A 16,464-nucleotide genomic window follows, 5' to 3' on the forward strand; every position below is an offset into this window, starting at 1 on the left:
AGTGATGCAGAGCGCAGCATCTTGAATCTAATGAATAAAAGTATTATTTGCGGGAGATTAACGGCAAAAGATAATCCGGCGAGCAGCCAATTATTCATAAAAAAGAAATCGCAAGCCATCAAGCCTATAAAAAATATATTCAGAGACTCGTTTTTTTATATTTAATATCACCGTCAGAGAGTGACCCGGCCCGCAATAGTACGAGCCGTCTCTTATTCTTCGCTGAATTTACGCCACCCGCGCATCAATGTCCGCCGGGCTGAGTACCGCATGGCGACAATATTCCATAAACAGTTTAGTCGGTTTGGTCGGCTCGCTACTGCGCAGGTGCGCCATCACCAGCGTGGAGTTCGCCATCTCGTCCTGAATTTCCACGCAGCGCACCTGCTGGCCATCGTAGGTCATGTCGGAAACCGGGCGGGTTACCAGCACGGAAAAACCCAGCCCCTGGCCGACCATGCAGCGCACCATCTCAATAGACGGCGAGCTGTAGGCAACCTGAGGGTTATACCCTTTATCTTTGAAAATACTGATGAAATAGTTTCGACTTGGCACCACGTCCAACAGGACCATCGGCAGGTTATTGAGCTCGGAGAGTTTCACTGTCGCTCGCTGCGCCAGCGGATGATGTGCCGGCAGCAGAGCATAAGGCTTCTGCGGTGCATTGAGGCTTTCGGTGTGAATCGCGGTATCCAGCTCAAGATCGTAGAGAAACGCCAGATCGAAACGCCCGCGGTGCAGACCGTGCGTAATTTCATGCTGCTCACCATCGCAAATTTTGAGGGTGATATCGGGATAGATCTTTTTAAATCCGGCAATCAGCGAAGGTAAATAGAGCGGCGCCGCCGTTTCAAAACAGCCTAGTGAAATAATGCCGGAGACCAGTTCATTATCCGCTTTTGAATTTTGCTCAAACTGATACGAAAGCCGCAGCAGCTCCTTCGCCTTTTCATAAAAGCGTTGCCCGCTGGGGGTCATCGACACCCCTTGCGCGTGGTGGCGAATAAAAAACTGCTGTTCAAACATATCTTCCAGGGTTTTCACCGCAATGGAAATTGACGGCTGGGCGATATGTAACTGTCTGGAGGCTTCCGCAATACTCTCTGCTTCGACAACGGCAACAAAGTATTTGAGCTGCTTCAGGGTGAAATGGGGCATGGGACACCTTATTTTTTATTCTCAGAGAGATAAGCTAAATAGCTTTAAACGATGCTCCCCGTCGCCCGCAACCCCGCCAGCGGAAAAAGATCAACAATCCGACGCGGGTCGTATTTTTACAGAAAATTAACAGACAAAGCGCAGGAAAGCTGCGAGCCAACGACAGGCCCGCGGCCTCAGATCGCAAGGAATAAGGGTCATTCATCTTTTTTTCATTACCTGTTATTAAATCAAACAATATTTAATATATTTAAAAGACAGCAGCAGCTGTGCTCAAAAAACCGAAGCATAAAAATAATATCCTTTTAAATACAAACCATTAAAAAATAACCCGCGTGATTTTTATGAATGCCGTCACAGAAATAACCGCCCCGCGCGCCCCTGAGAATTATCCCCTCCCCGGGACTAGCTACGTTTTTTATAGAGGTTACCTAGATTTTTAGTCCTTTCTCGTCGCTGCCTCCTCCTGCATCATGAATCAATAGCAACAAATCAATAACAAACAAGCAACATATCAAGGGAGAGGCGCATGTCTGGTATGTGTGATAGAAATTTCTGGCAGGACAAACTGCGGGAGCAACGCTTTATCAGCCACGCGATCGTCGATGGTCGTCCCTACCTCGCCATCAGCCGTAAAGTCTGCCCGGCCATCAACCCGGCGACCAATAGCGTGCTCGCCGCGGTGACGGCGCTGCAAGCTGACGATATTGATATTGCAGTAAAATCATCCCGCGCCAGCTTCGCCTCCGGCGTCTGGTCCGGTCTGCCGCCGCAGGAACGTAAAACCGTGCTGCTCAGGCTCTCCGCGCTGATTCTCGAACACCGTGAAGAGCTGGCGCTGCTTGAAAGTGCGAGCATGGGGAAACCGGTCAACGATGCGCTGAATATGGATATTCCCGGCGCGGCGCACGTCATGGCCTGGTACGCCGAAAGCGTCGATAAAATTTACGCCGAGGTCGCCCCCACGCGTAAAGGGTCGCTCGCCACCCTCACTCGTGAAGCGGTCGGCGTGGTGGCGGCAATCGTACCGTGGAACTTTCCGCTCGATCTCGCCTGCTGGAAACTCGGGCCGGCGCTGGCCGCCGGGAACAGCGTGATCCTCAAACCCTCAGAAAATTCGCCTTTTTCGGCGCTGCGTCTGGGTGAACTGGCGCTCGAGGCGGGTCTCCCGCCAGGCGTACTGAACGTCGTCACCGGTCTCGGCACAGAAACGGGCGCCGCGCTTGGGCTGCATAACGATATTGATGTCATCACCTTTACCGGTTCGACCGCGGTCGGCAAGGCCTTCATGACCTACTCCGCGCAGTCAAACCTGAAACAGGTCTGGCTGGAGTGCGGCGGTAAAAGCGCCAACATCGTCTTTGCTGACTGCCAGGATCTCGACCTGGCGGCGGAGAAAGCCGCTTTCGGTATCTGTTTTAACCAGGGCGAAGTGTGCTCCGCCAACTCACGGCTGCTGGTAGAACGCGCGATTTATGCCGACTTTATCACCCGGGTACAGGCCAAAATGGAAGCCTGGGCACCGTCTCACCCCTTTGATCCGACAGCTAAAATGGGCGCGATGGTCAACGCAGCGCATGCGCAAAAGGTCATACGCGCGATCCGTTCGGCCCAACAGGAAGGTGCACGCGTGCTGACCGGCGGCCGTGAGGTCGAGATTGAAGGGATCGCCAACTACGTTCAGCCCACGCTGCTGGATGGGGTGAACGAAGAGATGTCGCTGTGGAAAGATGAAATTTTCGGCCCGGTGCTTGCCGCTATCCCCTTTGATGATGAACAGCAGGCCATCCAGCTTGCTAATAACCATATTTATGCCCTCGCCGCGTCGATCTGGACAGACGACCTGCACCGCGCGCACCGCGTTGCCGGACGGCTTAACGCCGGCACGGTGTCGGTCAATACCGTGGATGCGCTGGACGTCACCGTGCCGTTTGGCGGCAATAAACAGTCTGGTTTTGGTCGGGATTTGTCGCTGCATGCCTTCGACAAATTCACCACCCTTAAAACGACCTGGTTCCAGTTTCGCTAGCAGGCAGCGGCCTCGCCTTGCACTGATTCCGCTTACAGGAGAGATAACATGACTTACCCTATTCACCCGACGCGATCCACCACCGAGTATCAAAGCGGGGATGCCGCACACCATATCCACGCGTTTCTCGACCAGAAAGCGCTGAACGCTGAAGGACCGCGCGTCATGGTACGCGGCGAAGGCCTGTACCTCTGGGACAATGACGGCAACAAGTATCTGGACGGTATGTCAGGACTGTGGTGTACCCAGCTGGGCTACAGCCGCCAGGATCTGGCCGATGCCGCGGCAGCGCAGTTCGCGAAGCTGCCCTATTACAATATGTTCTTCCACACCACGCACCCGACGGTGATTGAGCTGTCCGAACTGCTTTTCAGCCTGCTGCCCGGGCACTACAGCCACGCCATTTACACCAACTCCGGTTCTGAATCGAATGAAGTGCTGATCCGCACCGTGCGTCGCTACTGGCAGATACTCGGTAAACCGCAGAAAAAGGTGATGATTGGCCGCTGGAACGGCTACCACGGCTCTACCCTCGCCGCCAGCGCGCTCGGGGGCATGAAAGCCATGCACGCCATGGGGGGGATGATCCCCGACGTGGCGCATATTGATGAGCCCTACTGGTATATGCACGGCGGCAACCTGACGCCGCAGGAGTTTGGCCTGCGCTGCGCCCGCCAGCTGGAAGAGAAGATCCTCGAGCTCGGCGCGGAGAACGTCGCGGGCTTTATCGCCGAACCGTTCCAGGGCGCCGGCGGGATGATCTTCCCGCCGGAGAGCTACTGGCCGGAGATTCAGCGTATTTGTCGCCAATACGACGTGCTGCTGTGCGCCGATGAGGTGATTGGCGGCTTTGGCAGAACCGGCGAATGGTTTGCGCACCAGTATTTTGGCTTTGAACCGGATACGCTCTCCATCGCTAAAGGGCTGACCTCCGGCTATGTTCCGATGGGCGGCCTGGTGCTGAGCAAACGGATGGCCGAGGTGCTGGTTGAGAAAGGCGGCGTATTTGCCCACGGTTTGACCTATTCCGGCCACCCCGTCGCTGCGGCCGTTGCCATTGCTAACCTGAAAGCGCTGCGCGATGAAAACCGGGTCACCACCGTACGTGACGACACCGGCCCATATCTGCAAAAAACGCTGCGTGAGGTGTTTAGCCACCACCCGATGATTGGTGAAATCCAGGGCGCAGGCCTCGTGGCCGCTCTGCAGTTCGCCGAAGATAAGTCGACCCGCAAACGCTTTGCCAATGAAAACGATCTGGCCTGGCGCTGCCGGACTATCGGCTTTGAAGAGGGGGTCATTATCCGCTCAACCCTGGGGCGTATGATTATGGCTCCCGCGCTGATTGCCAGCCACAGCGAACTGGATGAACTGGTCGAGAAGACCAAACGCGCTATCGATCGGACCGCAAAAGAGGTGGGTCTGCTGTAGCTCTTTTGCCGTTAGCGAATAACCGCGCTAACGGCACCTGACCCGCTCGCCCGGAGGTAAAAGTGACCTCCGGGATGACATTCCGTTTGTGCAGCAGGTACACTACGCCCCTGTTTCCTCTCCCTGACCACGCCATGCTGAAGAAATTACCTTTTGTCATTCCGCTGCTGGCGCTCATCGCGCTGCTTGTCTGGTGGTTCACGCCCCGCTACTCCGAAGAAGAGATTGCCTGGTACCGTTCGGTTTTCTGTGTCATCGACCACCGGGATAGCCAGGCGTTTCTGCGCGATATGGAAAATATTGTCGAAGGCGGCAATGCCGATTACGCGCTGCACAAAAACCACTATATCCCGGCGCTTGGCGAACGTATGCGTCAGACCTGGCTGCAGCTCAGCCAACAAGAACAAGAGAGCATTGCTCAGGATCAGCAGCGCTGCCGCCAGCTGATGAGCGAAAAACAGCGTTAACGCTTCTTTTGAATTCACCGGCCGCACGGCAATGGCGAGGCCCTGTCCCGCAATGGTATTCTGCCCGCGCTTTTCCCTTTTAAAAATAAGGAAAACAGATCTTACCGGCGGCGATAAAAAAGAGTTGATCTGATATGCACAAGCTCTTACTTTGCTAACCAGTTTTCACACGAGATAAGACGATGCCGACAATAACAGCAAGTAGTATGCAAGAAGCGAAAGAGTTAATTCACTGCGGGAAATACAGGGAAATCGTGCTGAATTTTGATATTGATGCTGATGATTTCTTCACGCTCGCCACCTCCCAGTCCGCGACTAAAGTCACGATGATCAACAGAAACAAGCACTCACCGGTCAAAGCAGAAAAATAATAAAAAACCTCTGAGGTATTCTTTATGTGGCTATTTATTGGCACACTCGGCGTTGCATTTCTCTCCTCACTGATGCTGATTTGGCTCGATGACCGCATCGCCGAAAGCGACTAAACCAGATTAACACTCCGTGCCGCCCGGCGGCGCGGAGTTATTTATATCGCTACAGCGATTTCGCCAGACGTTCCACCGCCGTCATCAGCCCCTCTTCCGAGACCGTAGAGTAGGACAGACGCAGCGTACGGGTATCCGGATTATCGTGATAGAACGCTTCGCCAGGGACAAACACCACGCCGTTTGCCAGCGTTTTCTTCATCCATTCCATGGTATCGAACGAATAGCGGAAGTGAGCCCACAGGAACATCCCGCCTTTTGGTCGGCTGAATGCAATGTGCTCCCCGAGTCGCGACTCCAGCGCATCCGCCAGCGCCACACACTTCTTACGATAATCCTCACGGATCAGCGCGATCTGGTTATCCAGGCGATTCATCGCCAGATATTCCGCCGTGATCACCTGCGACAGCATGTTGGTATGCAGATCCGCCGCCTGCTTAACGATCACTGTCTGCTGCGCCAGCCAGTCCGGCATCACAATCCAGCCGATACGCATCCCCGGCGCAAGAATTTTGGAGAAGGTGGAGGTGTAGACCACCTGATCTTCACAGCCCAGCTCAACCGCGTGCTGATACAGCGGACGGCGAACTTCATCGGTAAAGCTGATTTCGCCATAGGGGTCATCTTCGATGATGACAAAATCATGCTGTTTCGCCAGCGCCACCAGGCGGCGACGGCGATCTTCGCTCAGGGTTTTTCCGCCGGGGTTGCCGAAGGTGGGCACCAGATAAACCGCTTTGACGCGGGTCGTTTCCAGCAGGTCGGCCAGCTGTTCGACCAGCATCCCGTTATCGTCGGTATCCACGCTGAGAATATTGGCCTGCGCCAACTGGAATACCTGCAGCGCCGCCAGGTAGGTCGGGCGCTCAACCACAATCGCATCGCCCGGATCGAGCAGCGTACGGGCTACAATATCTAACGATTGCTGAGAACCGGAGGTGATATAAACATGGCTGGCCTGGCAGTCAACGCCGCGCGCCTGACACAGTTCGCTCACGGCCTGACGCAGCGGCGGGTAGCCTTCGGTCAAACCATACTGAAATGCATCGTTGAAGCGCCCGCTCATCACCTGTTGCACAGCCAGATTCAGACCTTCGGTATCAAACAGCTCCGGAGCCGGGATCCCGCCGCCCAGAGAGATAACGCCGGGCAGTTTACTGTGCTTCAGAAGTTCGCGGACGGCGGAGGGCTTAAGTTCACCCGCGCGGACGGCGAGTCGCCTGTCGTGCATATTATTTTCCTTTTCTGTCTTGTTGTTGTCTTTGTGACTTATCGTGTTTGCAGGATTTGTTGCCCGGACAGGCCGTTTACGGCGCTGCCCGGGCTGCCGGCTACCGGCCGTCGCTGTCTTTCAGCACAATTAACGGTTCGATATCACTCTCTTTTTTGACCACCAGCGAATCATCGCCGCGCAGACAAGTACCGCCGTAGTTGCCGCCGACGGTAAACGTACATACCTGAATGTATTTACCATCCACTTTCGGCAGGCACCAGAGCTGCTGGTAAATATTTTTACGATCGACAAACTGCCCGCTGGTTTTATCCAGCACTTCGTCTTTCGGACCAATCAAATCGATGTTGTTGCCGCAGCGGCCAGAGATAGGTTTCACCGCGTAACCGGTTTTCGCCAGCTCCTCGTTGACCACAAAATCGGTATCCAGCAAATAGCGGTGGTTCGGGAACAGCGACCACAGTACCGGCAGAATGGCCTTGTTACCGGGGATCACCGTCCACAGCGGTTCGAAGACCAGCACTTCCGGACGCAGCAGTACGTCGATCAGCCGCACCTCGTTTTGTGGATGTCCGGTACGGATCGGCACGGCGGCGTACTCATCGGCGCTGACTTCACGCACCTGCTCGATGGCGGTTTCCCAGGCCCAGGTTTTCCAGACGCAGTTCACCAGACGCCCGTCGCCGTCGATCAGCTGCCCGGCGGCATCCCAGTGCAATTCATCAAGGCCAAAGAGGATCTTACTTTCAAACCCCGCCTGCGTGAGCGAGCGCTGGATGAACAGCGCGTGGTAGTTCTCCTCCAGATCCTTGTCCTGCATGATATGCACGAAAGGACGGGCGCGGCTGTGTTTCCAGGCACCCGCCAGCTCATCAAGCAGATTCTCCGCCGGGTTGTGTCCGCTGCCGTAGTAGCCCTGTTTCAACCACTGTTCGAGGATCAGCCCGCCTTCGGTATGACAAGAGGCGGAGTCGGCGTTGTATTCATAGACCTTCAGCCCGCGCTCATCCATACAGAAATCCATGCGGCCGGTAATCATATGATGACGGCGTCGCTGCCACGACAGGCGCAGGCGCGGCCAGAGAATTTTAGGGATATCAAACAGCGCCAGCAGATTGTCATCTTTCATCACCTTATCGGTGGCGTGCAGGTACATCAAATGCAGCTCGTTGGTCGCTTTGATCAGCTCCTGCTCGGCGCTTTCGGTAATGGTGAAGTATTGATAGGGATCTTGATTGATGAAGTGACCGTTGGCGGCCACGTAGGCTTTCTGCAGCGAATCTTTCTCGTTCAGCCAGTTACCGCGGAACTGACCTTTATTCGGCAATCTCGCGCCCTGAATCGCCATCGCTTCACCCGGCAGCACCGGCTGCGGCAGGCTGTGCTCGGTATCGGCGGTCTGAATCATCCAGCCTAATATTTCCGTATCGGCAAAGGTATCTTTGATGGTGTAGAAACCGTCTTTCACTTCCAGCGTTAATTCGCGAGTCCATTGCTGGCCCTGCGGCAGCGGAGCGTGAATCACGTTTTGCTCGGCGATGCGAACCTTATTGCCTACCAGCTGCGTAATCACCGCAACATGGCCGGTATGCTTGAACTCACCGCCTTTCTGCCAAATCAGCAGCGAGCCGGCCATCGGCGGACGGCGGGCGCCGTTTGCGAAAGCCTGCAGCGGCAGAATATTGTCATTGACCACTTCACGCAGAAAACGCAGGGAGAAGATTTCATAGGCCATGCCGACATCGGTAAAGACAAAGCCGTAGGTGAGAAACAAAAAGCGGCGCGCAAATTCAACGCACTGCCATTTGTGCCCCATATACTCATTGCCGATATAACTGCGGAACGTCGCGTCATCCGGATAGTCGCGCGGATTTAAACTGCTGTAATTCGATGAATAAATTGCTACGCCCCCCGGCGCGTAGCCCAACAATGTACCAAAAGGGGCATCACTACTTGTCGATCCTTTGCTCATTAGCCTGACCTCAAATTAATGCAGCCCGGGCAGTTGGCGGAACAAAACTCCCTCTTCTTATCCTGCCACAGGCACTTACCAGACAGAGGTGAAATGATGATACCACTCATTGGATTCAGCGATCGTGCCCGGCAGGAAAATAACCCGGCGCCTTTGGGTAAAAGTGATATCGTTATTTGTAATATCTCCCCGAAATAGTTCAGGTTGCCTTGCCGTCGACAACAGCCGGGTGATTCAGGGAATCATAACGAAGAATGAGACAACGTCAGGAGTTGATTATGAGCGCACAACCGCATCTGCAGGCTCAACCGCTGGTCTGGGGCCACGGCCCACGCACTTTTGAGGTTTTCCTTGAGCCAACCTGCCCGTTTTCCGTCCGGGCGTTCAATAAGCTCGACGAGCTACTGGACGAAGTCGGCGCGGATAATGTGACCATCAAGATTCGCCTGCAGTCGCAGCCGTGGCATCTTTTCTCCGGCGTCATCGTGCGCTGCATTCTTGCCGCCTCGACGCTTCCGCACGGCAGAGAGCAGGCGCACAGGGTGTTAAAAGCCGTCGCCGACCATCGCGAAGAGTTTGAATTTACCGACCATTGCAGCGGGCCGAATATGGAGACCACGCCACAGCAGATAATCCAGCGCATTGAGCGCTATAGCCAGGTTCTGCTCTCGACGGCCTTCGCCCGCCCTGAGCTGCAGGCTGAAATTAAATGGCATTGCAAATACGCGCGACAGAACGGTATTCATGTCTCGCCTACCTTTATGGTCAACGGTCTGGTGCAGCCGGACCTTGGCAGCAGCGACGATATCAGCGTATGGGCCGCGCGGATTATGGCCTGAGCCCTCCTCGCCCCGGTTGCGCGACGCTGGCCGGGGCCAATAAGCCTCACACTGTTAAACCTGCTTAGTATCTCCTGCTACACTCCCTCAACGGCTCACTAAAAAGGCAGGTCCTCATGTCAGAGAATAACTACCAACCACCTAAAGTGTGGGAGTGGAAGCAAAACAACGGCGGCGCGTTCGCCAACATCAACCGTCCCGTCTCCGGCGCAACCCATGAAAAAACGCTACCGGTCGGCTCACATCCGCTGCAGCTCTACTCCCTGGGCACGCCCAACGGCCAGAAGGTGACCATCCTGCTGGAAGAGCTGCTGGCGCTCGGCGTGAGCGGCGCGGAATACGATGCCTGGCTGATTCGCATTGGTGAAGGCGATCAGTTCTCCAGCGGTTTTGTTGAGGTAAACCCCAACTCAAAAATTCCCGCACTGAGCGACCACTCCACCACCCCGCCGACGCGCGTATTTGAGTCCGGCAGCATCCTGCTGTACCTCGCTGAGAAGTTTGGTTTCTTCCTGCCTAAAGATCCCGCCGGGCGGACCGAAACCCTTAACTGGCTGTTCTGGTTACAGGGCGCAGCCCCGTTCCTCGGCGGCGGTTTTGGCCACTTCTTTAACTATGCGCCGGTGAAAATCGAGTATGCGATTGACCGCTTCACGATGGAGGCCAAACGTCAGCTCGACGTGCTGGATAAACAGCTCGCCCGCAATCGCTATGTTTCCGGGGAAGAGTACACTATCGCCGATATGGCTATCTGGCCGTGGTACGGCAATGTGGTGCTCGGTGGGGTGTATAACGCCGCGGAATTCCTTGACGCCGGCAGCTATAAAAACGTCCTGCGCTGGGCGCAGGACATCGCCAATCGTCCGGCAGTCAAACGCGGGCGTATCGTCAACCGGACCAACGGCCCGCTTAACGAGCAGCTGCATGAACGCCACAGCGCCAGCGACTTCGATACCCTGACCGAAGACAAACGCCAGGCATAACGCCTCCTCTACCGGAGGCTTCGGCCTTCGGTAGTTAACTTTCCAGCCGGTATCCCGCCATAAAGTAACGCATGGCGGTACAGGAATGCCCTTCCCTGAAGAAATCCATGACCATGTTTCTGTCCAGGCCATAGCGGCGGGTGAGGATCCCGGCCTCCCAGGCGCTAAGCTGACGATCGCCGGTTTTTTCAAACATACGCTGAGAATAACCGAGGACGAACCCACGTTTATAATCCGCGCAAAAACCGGCTGCGTTGCTGGCGCTTTCAGCCTGAGAAGCCTTCAGTCCCGCCATTAAACCTTTGCCAAAATGGTTATCCATCGCTTTCCCCCCTCAATCGTTATATATAAAATTATATAGCGATTTTTTGAGCGAGTGCCAGCGCTATTTCCGCCCTTTTTAGCCGAGATATTTGGCAAACCACGCCAGCGTTCGCTGCCAGGCGAGCTCAGCGGCGGCGCGGTCATAACGCGGCGTAGAGTCGTTGTGAAAACCGTGGTTCACCTGAGGATAGATATAGGCCTCGAACACTTTATGCTGCGCCTTCAGCGCCTGTTCATAGGCGGGCCAGCCGTCCGTGATGGGCTTATCCAGCTCCGCATAGTGCAGCAGCAGCGGCGCATGGATTTTATCGACATCCGCGATCGGCGGCTGGCGGCCATAAAACGGCACTGCGCAGGCCAGTTCCGGGATCGCCACGGCGGCAGCATTACACACACCGCCGCCGTAACAAAAACCGGTTATTCCCACTTTGCCGCTCGCCTGCGGATGTTTTTCCATAAAGGCGACGGCGGCAAAAAAGTCGTTCATCAGTTTCTGCGGATCGACTTTCTGCTGAAGCTCTCTCCCTTCGTCGTCATTGCCGGGATAGCCGCCCACCGAACTCAGGCCATCCGGTGCCAGCGCGATGTAACCGGCTTTGGCCACTCGCCGGGCGACATCTTCGATATAGGGATTCAGCCCGCGATTCTCATGCACGACGATCACCGACGCCGGTTTTACGCTTGATTTCGTCGGCGCCACCAGATACCCGCGCACCTCTCCGTGCCCCTCGGGAGAAGGATAGCGAATATATTCCGCATGAATATCCGGGTCGGTAAACGAGACCTGCCCGGCAAGCGCATAGTTGGGTTTCAGCAGATTAAACAGCGCCAGGGCGGTCATGCCACCGACGGCGTACTTCCCGGCCAGTTGTAAAAACTCCCTCTTGCTGATTTTGCCGTGCGCATAATAGTCGTAGTACTCCAGCAGCTCTTGCGGAAAATCTTTCGCCGTCAGTCGCGTCATCATCTCTTCTCCGGAAATTAACCCCCTTTAAGCAAAGCATAAGCGCGCGGTGACGCCAGCAATCTTACGCATTGTGATCCAGCAAACGCTGCCGGCGTGCCATACCAGTTAAAATGGAAACGACGTTTTAATTTATAAGGAGAGATCATGTCCTGGTTAGCTGACGCCACCCGCTACGATTGCATGCAGTACCGCTACTGCGGTAAAAGCGGCCTGCAGTTGCCCCTTTTGTCGTTGGGACTGTGGCACAACTTTAGTCACGGTCACGCGCTGGATGACCAACGCGCCCTGCTACGCAAGGCCTTTGACCTGGGCATTACCCATTTCGATCTGGCGAATAACTACGGGCCGCCGCCCGGCAGCGCGGAGGAAAACTTTGGCCGCCTGCTGCGCGAGGATTTTGCCGCCTACCGCGACGAGCTGATTGTGGCGACGAAAGCAGGCTATTCCATGTGGCCAGGCCCCTATGGCAACGGTAGTTCGCGAAAATATCTGCTCGCCAGCCTCGACCAGAGCCTGCAGCGGATGGGACTGGATTACGTCGATATTTTCTATTCGCATCGCGTCGATGAAAATACGCCGATGGAAGAGACTGCCGCAGCCCTGGCGCAGGCGGTACAGAGCGGTAAAGCCTTGTATGTCGGTATCTCCTCCTATTCGCCGGAACGAACGCAGCAAATGGCCGCACTTTTGCGCGACTGGAAGATCCCGCTGCTTATTCACCAGCCGTCTTATAACCTGCTCAACCGCTGGGTCGATACCAGCGGACTGCTGGATACGCTGGAGGAGAACGGCGTCGGCTGTATCGCCTTTACGCCGCTGGCGCAGGGCCTGCTGACCGGTAAATATCTACAGCAGATCCCGGAGGGTTCGCGGATGTTCTACGAAGGGAAAAGAGCGCGCGGGCTGACGGAAAATATGCTCAGTGAGTCAAATCTGAACAGCCTGCGCTTACTGCAGGAGATGGCCCACAGCCGCGGGCAGAGTATGGCGCAAATGGCGCTGAGCTGGCTGCTGAAGGATCGTCGGGTCACGTCGGTGCTGATTGGCGCCAGCCGCCCACAGCAGCTGGAGGAGAACGTACAGGCGCTAAAAAATCTGACGTTTAGCGCAGAAGAGCTGGCGCAGATTGACCAGCACGTCGCGGATGGTCAGCTCAATTTATGGCAAACCTCGTCGGATAAATAAGTCACCTGCCCGGCGGCTCTGCGCCGGCGGGCTAGTGTATTAGTGCTTGCCCTTGGTCAGACGATCGAGATAGCCCATCACAAACGCCGACAGCACAAAGGTCAGGTGGATAATGACGTACCACATCAGCTTGTTGTCCGGTACGTTTTTCGCGTCCATAAACACCCGCAGCAGATGGATAGAGGAGATTGCAACAATCGACGCCGCCACTTTATTTTTCAGGGAGGTGGCATCCATTTTGCCCAGCCAGCTGAGCTTTTCTTTACCTTCATTGATATCCAGCTGGGAGACAAAATTTTCGTAGCCGGAGAACATCACCATCACCAGCAGACCGCCTACCAGCGTCATATCGACCAGCGACAGCAGCGTCAGAATCAGCTCCGACTCGCCCACGCTGAAGATGTGCGGCAGTATGTGGAAAATCTCCTGAAAAAATTTGATCGACAGCGCAATCAGCCCGAGCGAAAGACCAAAATAAACCGGCGCCAACAACCAGCGTGAGGCATACATAGAATTTTCCAGAAAGCGTTCCATAAGATCCTGTGAGTTAACAAAAAAACGTTCGGCATTATATCGCAACCCGCCGTGGCGATTGCAACCTCCCGCCGCTGAGCGTCAGGCATAAAAAAAGGCTGGCGCATGGCCAGCCTGAGAAGCGTCGTCGGGGGGGGTTATTTCGCTTTTACGGTTTCTTCACCCACCAGACCAATCTTCAGATAACCCGCCTGGTGCAGGGTATCCATGACCTTCATCATCGTCTCATAATCCACGGTTTTGTCCGCGCGGAAGAAGACGGTGGTATCTTTCTTCCCTTCAGTCAGCGAATCCAGCGCGCCGATCATGCTCTCTTCGGTAATGGGATCGTTGCCGAGGAACATCGTTTTATCCGCTTTCACCGACAGATAAATCGGCTTTTCCGGACGCGGCTGCGGCTGACTTGAGGAGGCCGGAAGGTTGACCTTCACATCCACGGTCGCCAGCGGTGCCGCCACCATAAAGATGATCAACAGCACCAGCATGACGTCGATAAACGGCGTGACGTTGATGTCATGCATTTCGCCGTTATCATCGAGGTTTTCGTTAAAATGCATTGCCATAAAGCATTAACCTACTCGTAATTTTTGCGCGGTACGGACCGGTTTTACGCCGCTGGCGCTCAGATCCAGGTCACGGCTTTGCAGCAGCAGCACCTGCGCGGCAACATCGCCGAGCGACGCTTTGTAGCTACCGATCATGCGGGCAAAAATGTTATAGATAACCACGGCAGGAATCGCCGCAAACAGGCCGATAGCCGTTGCCAGCAGCGCTTCAGCGATGCCCGGTGCAACGACCGCAAGGTTGGTAGTCTGCGTCTGCGCAATGCCGATGAAGCTGTTCATGATCCCCCAGACGGTACCAAACAGGCCGACGAACGGGGAAATCGCCCCGATGGTCGCCAGATAACCGTTGCCGCGGCCCATGTAACGGCCGACGAACGCCACGCGACGCTCAAGGCGGAAACCGGTACGCTCTTTAATCCCTTCGTTATCTTCGACGCCTTCAGAGAGCGCCAGCTCGTTCTGTGCTTCGTTGATAAGCTGGGTGCTTAAGCTTTTCGGGTGGAAACTGCTGGCGATATCGCTGGCCTGATCGAGAGAACGAGCCTCGCCGAGCAACTGCTGTTCGCGCTTGAGACGGCGCTTACTGGAGAGCATTTCAGCACCTTTGCCGAAAAAGATAGCCCAAGTGACTATCGACGCCAAAATCAGGCCAATCATCACGACCTTAACGACAATATCGGCATGATGATACATACCCCAAACGGACAGGTCCGCCTGCATCAAATTATTACCCACGCTGAATCTCCAGGACGTCAATCACAAAATCTGAGCACAATAATATCAAAAAAGCATCGAATTGATAGTGGTTCTCATTAGTATTTACACTGTGCAGCAAATCACGTTTAGATTCCTTGCGCTTACGCAGTAAAAAAGTGGCCGACCGCGGATTTCGCAAAATTTTTGCCCGTATCGGCCATTCCCCGGTACAGGTTGGGCCATTCATGTTAGTTTAGACGTCCAGACGTATAAAACCAGGTAAAAAAACATGGCTGATAAACATCTTGATACCGCGCTGGTCAATGCCGGGCGCAGTAAAAAATATACTCAGGGCTCGGTCAACAGCGTGATTCAGCGTGCTTCATCGCTGGTGTTCGAGACTGTCGAAGCCAAAAAGCACGCCACCCGCAACCGGGCAAAAGGCGAGCTGTTTTACGGCCGTCGCGGGACATTGACCCACTTTTCGTTACAGGAAGCCATGTGTGAACTGGAAGGTGGCGCCGGGTGCGCGCTGTTTCCCTGCGGCGCCGCAGCCGTTGCCAATACTATTCTGGCCTTCGTTGAACAGGGCGACCATGTCCTGATGACCAACACCGCGTATGAGCCCAGCCAGGACTTTTGCTCTAAAATCCTCGCGAAGCTCGGCGTCACCACCAGCTGGTTCGATCCGCTGATTGGCGCCGATATCGCCCGCCAGATTCAGCCAAACACCCGGGTGGTGTTCCTCGAGTCTCCCGGCTCTATCACCATGGAAGTTCACGACGTTCCGGCAATCGTTGCCGCCGTACGCCGCGTTGCCCCACAGGCGATTATCATGATCGACAACACCTGGGCTGCCGGCGTGCTGTTTAAAGCGCTGGATTTTGGCGTCGATATCTCCATCCAGGCCGGGACGAAATACCTGATAGGCCACTCTGATGCGATGGTCGGCACCGCGGTATCCAACGCACGCTGTTGGGATCAGCTGCGGGAAAACGCCTACCTGATGGGGCAAATGGTCGATGCGGATACCGCCTATATGACCAGCCGCGGCCTGCGCACCCTTGGCGTGCGCCTGCGTCAGCATCATGAAAGCAGCCTGCGTATCGCCGAATGGCTGGCGCAACATCCGCAGGTCGCGTGCGTCAATCACCCTGCGCTACCGGGCAGCAAAGGCCACGAGTTCTGGCAGCGCGATTTTACCGGCAGCAGCGGCCTGTTCTCTTTTGTCCTCAATAAACGTCTGACCGACGCCGAGCTTGCTGCATACCTCGACAACTTCAGCTTGTTCAGCATGGCCTACTCCTGGGGCGGTTTTGAATCGCTGATTCTGGCTAACCAGCCGGAACAAATCGCCTCAATTCGTCCGGAAGCTGAAGTCGATTTCAGCGGCACGCTGATTCGCGTCCATATCGGTTTAGAAAATGTTGACGATCTGCTGGCGGATTTAGCGGCAGGCTTCTCCCGTATCGTGTAAAGTGGCAGCGAGTGGCAACAATAGCGGACGTTCTGCGTAAGGCGGCCGCTTTTGTTGCGCCCGAGATCAAGGTGTTCGGGGCTCTTCAGGAGTACACTAGTCAAAAATACGGTACCACTT

At 55.2% G+C, this 16,464-nt stretch carries 17 protein-coding genes; 8 read left to right on the plus strand and 9 right to left on the minus strand.

Annotated features, from left to right (window positions below; genetic code table 11):
- Positions 1 to 228 precede the first annotated feature (228 nt).
- Positions 229 to 1,158 carry a LysR family transcriptional regulator gene (locus ROR01S_RS06235; protein ID WP_032718254.1) on the minus strand — a complete coding sequence of 310 codons (930 nt, stop codon included), beginning with the start codon at positions 1,156 to 1,158 and terminating at the stop codon, positions 229 to 231.
- A gap of 538 nt (positions 1,159 to 1,696) precedes the next feature.
- On the opposite strand from ROR01S_RS06235, the gene ROR01S_RS06240 reads away from it, so the two are divergent.
- The 4 genes from ROR01S_RS06240 (at position 1,697) to ROR01S_RS06255 (ending at position 5,456) form a co-directional block, all read left to right on the plus strand.
- Entirely contained in the window at positions 1,697 to 3,187 is a 1,491-nt protein-coding gene (locus ROR01S_RS06240) for an aldehyde dehydrogenase (RefSeq protein ID WP_048023385.1), read from the plus strand.
- Between the two features lie 48 nt (positions 3,188 to 3,235).
- A complete protein-coding gene (locus ROR01S_RS06245; RefSeq protein ID WP_004867669.1) occupies positions 3,236 to 4,618 on the plus strand; it encodes an aspartate aminotransferase family protein in 1,383 nt (460 codons plus the stop codon).
- 134 nt (positions 4,619 to 4,752) lie between these two features.
- A complete protein-coding gene (locus ROR01S_RS06250) occupies positions 4,753 to 5,085 on the plus strand; it encodes a hypothetical protein (protein WP_004867671.1) in 333 nt (110 codons plus the stop codon).
- 182 nt (positions 5,086 to 5,267) lie between these two features.
- The gene (locus ROR01S_RS06255; protein WP_004867674.1) at positions 5,268 to 5,456 is read left to right on the plus strand and encodes a hypothetical protein; all 189 of its coding nucleotides are present in this window, start codon (positions 5,268 to 5,270) and stop codon (positions 5,454 to 5,456) included.
- Between the two features lie 163 nt (positions 5,457 to 5,619).
- Here ROR01S_RS06255 and ROR01S_RS06260 read toward each other — a convergent pair whose 3' ends face one another.
- The 3 genes from ROR01S_RS06260 to ROR01S_RS27685 all read right to left on the minus strand — a co-directional run bounded on the left by ROR01S_RS06260 (position 5,620) and on the right by ROR01S_RS27685 (position 8,956).
- On the minus strand, positions 5,620 to 6,801 hold the full coding sequence (locus tag ROR01S_RS06260; RefSeq protein WP_015585711.1) for an aminotransferase-like domain-containing protein: 1,182 nt from the start codon (positions 6,799 to 6,801) through the stop codon (positions 5,620 to 5,622).
- A 100-nt stretch (positions 6,802 to 6,901) separates the two neighbouring features.
- Complete coding sequence (gene gss, locus ROR01S_RS06265; protein ID WP_004867682.1) at positions 6,902 to 8,773, minus strand: bifunctional glutathionylspermidine amidase/synthase; 1,872 nt, start codon at positions 8,771 to 8,773, stop codon at positions 6,902 to 6,904.
- Positions 8,774 to 8,848: 75 nt separating this feature from the next.
- A complete protein-coding gene (locus ROR01S_RS27685; RefSeq protein ID WP_308411950.1) occupies positions 8,849 to 8,956 on the minus strand; it encodes a hypothetical protein in 108 nt (35 codons plus the stop codon).
- Between the two features lie 95 nt (positions 8,957 to 9,051).
- Between ROR01S_RS27685 and ROR01S_RS06270 the strand changes: the two genes are divergently transcribed.
- Positions 9,052 to 9,612, plus strand: a complete 561-nt coding sequence (locus tag ROR01S_RS06270; RefSeq protein ID WP_004867687.1) for a DsbA family protein — start codon at positions 9,052 to 9,054, stop codon at positions 9,610 to 9,612.
- Positions 9,613 to 9,728: 116 nt separating this feature from the next.
- The gene (yghU, locus tag ROR01S_RS06275) at positions 9,729 to 10,595 is read left to right on the plus strand and encodes a glutathione-dependent disulfide-bond oxidoreductase (RefSeq protein WP_004867689.1); all 867 of its coding nucleotides are present in this window, start codon (positions 9,729 to 9,731) and stop codon (positions 10,593 to 10,595) included.
- A 34-nt stretch (positions 10,596 to 10,629) separates the two neighbouring features.
- Here yghU and ROR01S_RS06280 read toward each other — a convergent pair whose 3' ends face one another.
- Together ROR01S_RS06280 and yghX are read right to left on the minus strand one after the other, a co-directional pair.
- Positions 10,630 to 10,917, minus strand: coding sequence for a DUF2623 family protein (locus ROR01S_RS06280; protein ID WP_004867692.1), 288 nt, complete (start codon positions 10,915 to 10,917; stop codon positions 10,630 to 10,632).
- A gap of 78 nt (positions 10,918 to 10,995) precedes the next feature.
- Positions 10,996 to 11,883, minus strand: coding sequence for a YghX family hydrolase (gene yghX, locus ROR01S_RS06285; protein ID WP_004867695.1), 888 nt, complete (start codon positions 11,881 to 11,883; stop codon positions 10,996 to 10,998).
- 147 nt (positions 11,884 to 12,030) lie between these two features.
- Here yghX and mgrA point away from each other — a divergent pair, with 147 nt between their 5' ends.
- The gene (mgrA, locus tag ROR01S_RS06290) at positions 12,031 to 13,071 is read left to right on the plus strand and encodes an L-glyceraldehyde 3-phosphate reductase (protein ID WP_015585708.1); all 1,041 of its coding nucleotides are present in this window, start codon (positions 12,031 to 12,033) and stop codon (positions 13,069 to 13,071) included.
- Positions 13,072 to 13,110: 39 nt separating this feature from the next.
- On the opposite strand, the gene ROR01S_RS06295 is transcribed toward mgrA, so the two are convergent.
- The 3 genes from ROR01S_RS06295 to exbB form a co-directional block, all read right to left on the minus strand.
- Positions 13,111 to 13,605 carry a TIGR00645 family protein gene (locus ROR01S_RS06295; protein ID WP_064359212.1) on the minus strand — a complete coding sequence of 165 codons (495 nt, stop codon included), beginning with the start codon at positions 13,603 to 13,605 and terminating at the stop codon, positions 13,111 to 13,113.
- A gap of 137 nt (positions 13,606 to 13,742) precedes the next feature.
- On the minus strand, positions 13,743 to 14,168 hold the full coding sequence (gene exbD, locus ROR01S_RS06300; RefSeq protein ID WP_004867700.1) for a TonB system transport protein ExbD: 426 nt from the start codon (positions 14,166 to 14,168) through the stop codon (positions 13,743 to 13,745).
- A gap of 6 nt (positions 14,169 to 14,174) precedes the next feature.
- Positions 14,175 to 14,906, minus strand: coding sequence for a tol-pal system-associated acyl-CoA thioesterase (gene exbB / locus ROR01S_RS06305; protein WP_004867704.1), 732 nt, complete (start codon positions 14,904 to 14,906; stop codon positions 14,175 to 14,177).
- Between the two features lie 250 nt (positions 14,907 to 15,156).
- On the opposite strand from exbB, the gene metC reads away from it, so the two are divergent.
- Positions 15,157 to 16,344: a cystathionine beta-lyase gene (metC, locus tag ROR01S_RS06310; RefSeq protein WP_064359213.1), complete on the plus strand. Its 1,188-nt coding sequence runs from the start codon at positions 15,157 to 15,159 to the stop codon at positions 16,342 to 16,344.
- Positions 16,345 to 16,464 lie beyond the last annotated feature (120 nt).

Source organism: Klebsiella ornithinolytica NBRC 105727 = ATCC 31898, assembly GCF_001598295.1.
GTDB lineage: Bacteria > Pseudomonadota > Gammaproteobacteria > Enterobacterales > Enterobacteriaceae > Klebsiella > Klebsiella ornithinolytica.

Bases quoted from the DNA above. Each gene is read 5' to 3' on its own strand.
- ROR01S_RS06235 (WP_032718254.1), bottom strand. From the start codon at position 1,158: ATGCCCCATTTCACCCTGAAGCAGCTCAAATACTTTGTTGCCGTTGTC.
- ROR01S_RS06280 (WP_004867692.1), bottom strand. From the start codon at position 10,917: ATGGATAACCATTTTGGCAAAGGTTTAATGGCGGGACTGAAGGCTTCT.
- mgrA (WP_015585708.1), top strand. From the start codon at position 12,031: ATGTCCTGGTTAGCTGACGCCACCCGCTACGATTGCATGCAGTACCGC.
- exbD (WP_004867700.1), bottom strand. From the start codon at position 14,168: ATGGCAATGCATTTTAACGAAAACCTCGATGATAACGGCGAAATGCAT.
- ROR01S_RS06240 (WP_048023385.1), top strand. From the start codon at position 1,697: ATGTGTGATAGAAATTTCTGGCAGGACAAACTGCGGGAGCAACGCTTT.
- gss (WP_004867682.1), bottom strand. From the start codon at position 8,773: ATGAGCAAAGGATCGACAAGTAGTGATGCCCCTTTTGGTACATTGTTG.
- ROR01S_RS06245 (WP_004867669.1), top strand. From the start codon at position 3,236: ATGACTTACCCTATTCACCCGACGCGATCCACCACCGAGTATCAAAGC.
- yghX (WP_004867695.1), bottom strand. From the start codon at position 11,883: ATGACGCGACTGACGGCGAAAGATTTTCCGCAAGAGCTGCTGGAGTAC.
- ROR01S_RS06295 (WP_064359212.1), bottom strand. From the start codon at position 13,605: ATGGAACGCTTTCTGGAAAATTCTATGTATGCCTCACGCTGGTTGTTG.
- metC (WP_064359213.1), top strand. From the start codon at position 15,157: ATGGCTGATAAACATCTTGATACCGCGCTGGTCAATGCCGGGCGCAGT.
- ROR01S_RS06250 (WP_004867671.1), top strand. From the start codon at position 4,753: ATGCTGAAGAAATTACCTTTTGTCATTCCGCTGCTGGCGCTCATCGCG.
- ROR01S_RS06255 (WP_004867674.1), top strand. From the start codon at position 5,268: ATGCCGACAATAACAGCAAGTAGTATGCAAGAAGCGAAAGAGTTAATT.
- yghU (WP_004867689.1), top strand. From the start codon at position 9,729: ATGTCAGAGAATAACTACCAACCACCTAAAGTGTGGGAGTGGAAGCAA.
- ROR01S_RS06270 (WP_004867687.1), top strand. From the start codon at position 9,052: ATGAGCGCACAACCGCATCTGCAGGCTCAACCGCTGGTCTGGGGCCAC.
- ROR01S_RS06260 (WP_015585711.1), bottom strand. From the start codon at position 6,801: ATGCACGACAGGCGACTCGCCGTCCGCGCGGGTGAACTTAAGCCCTCC.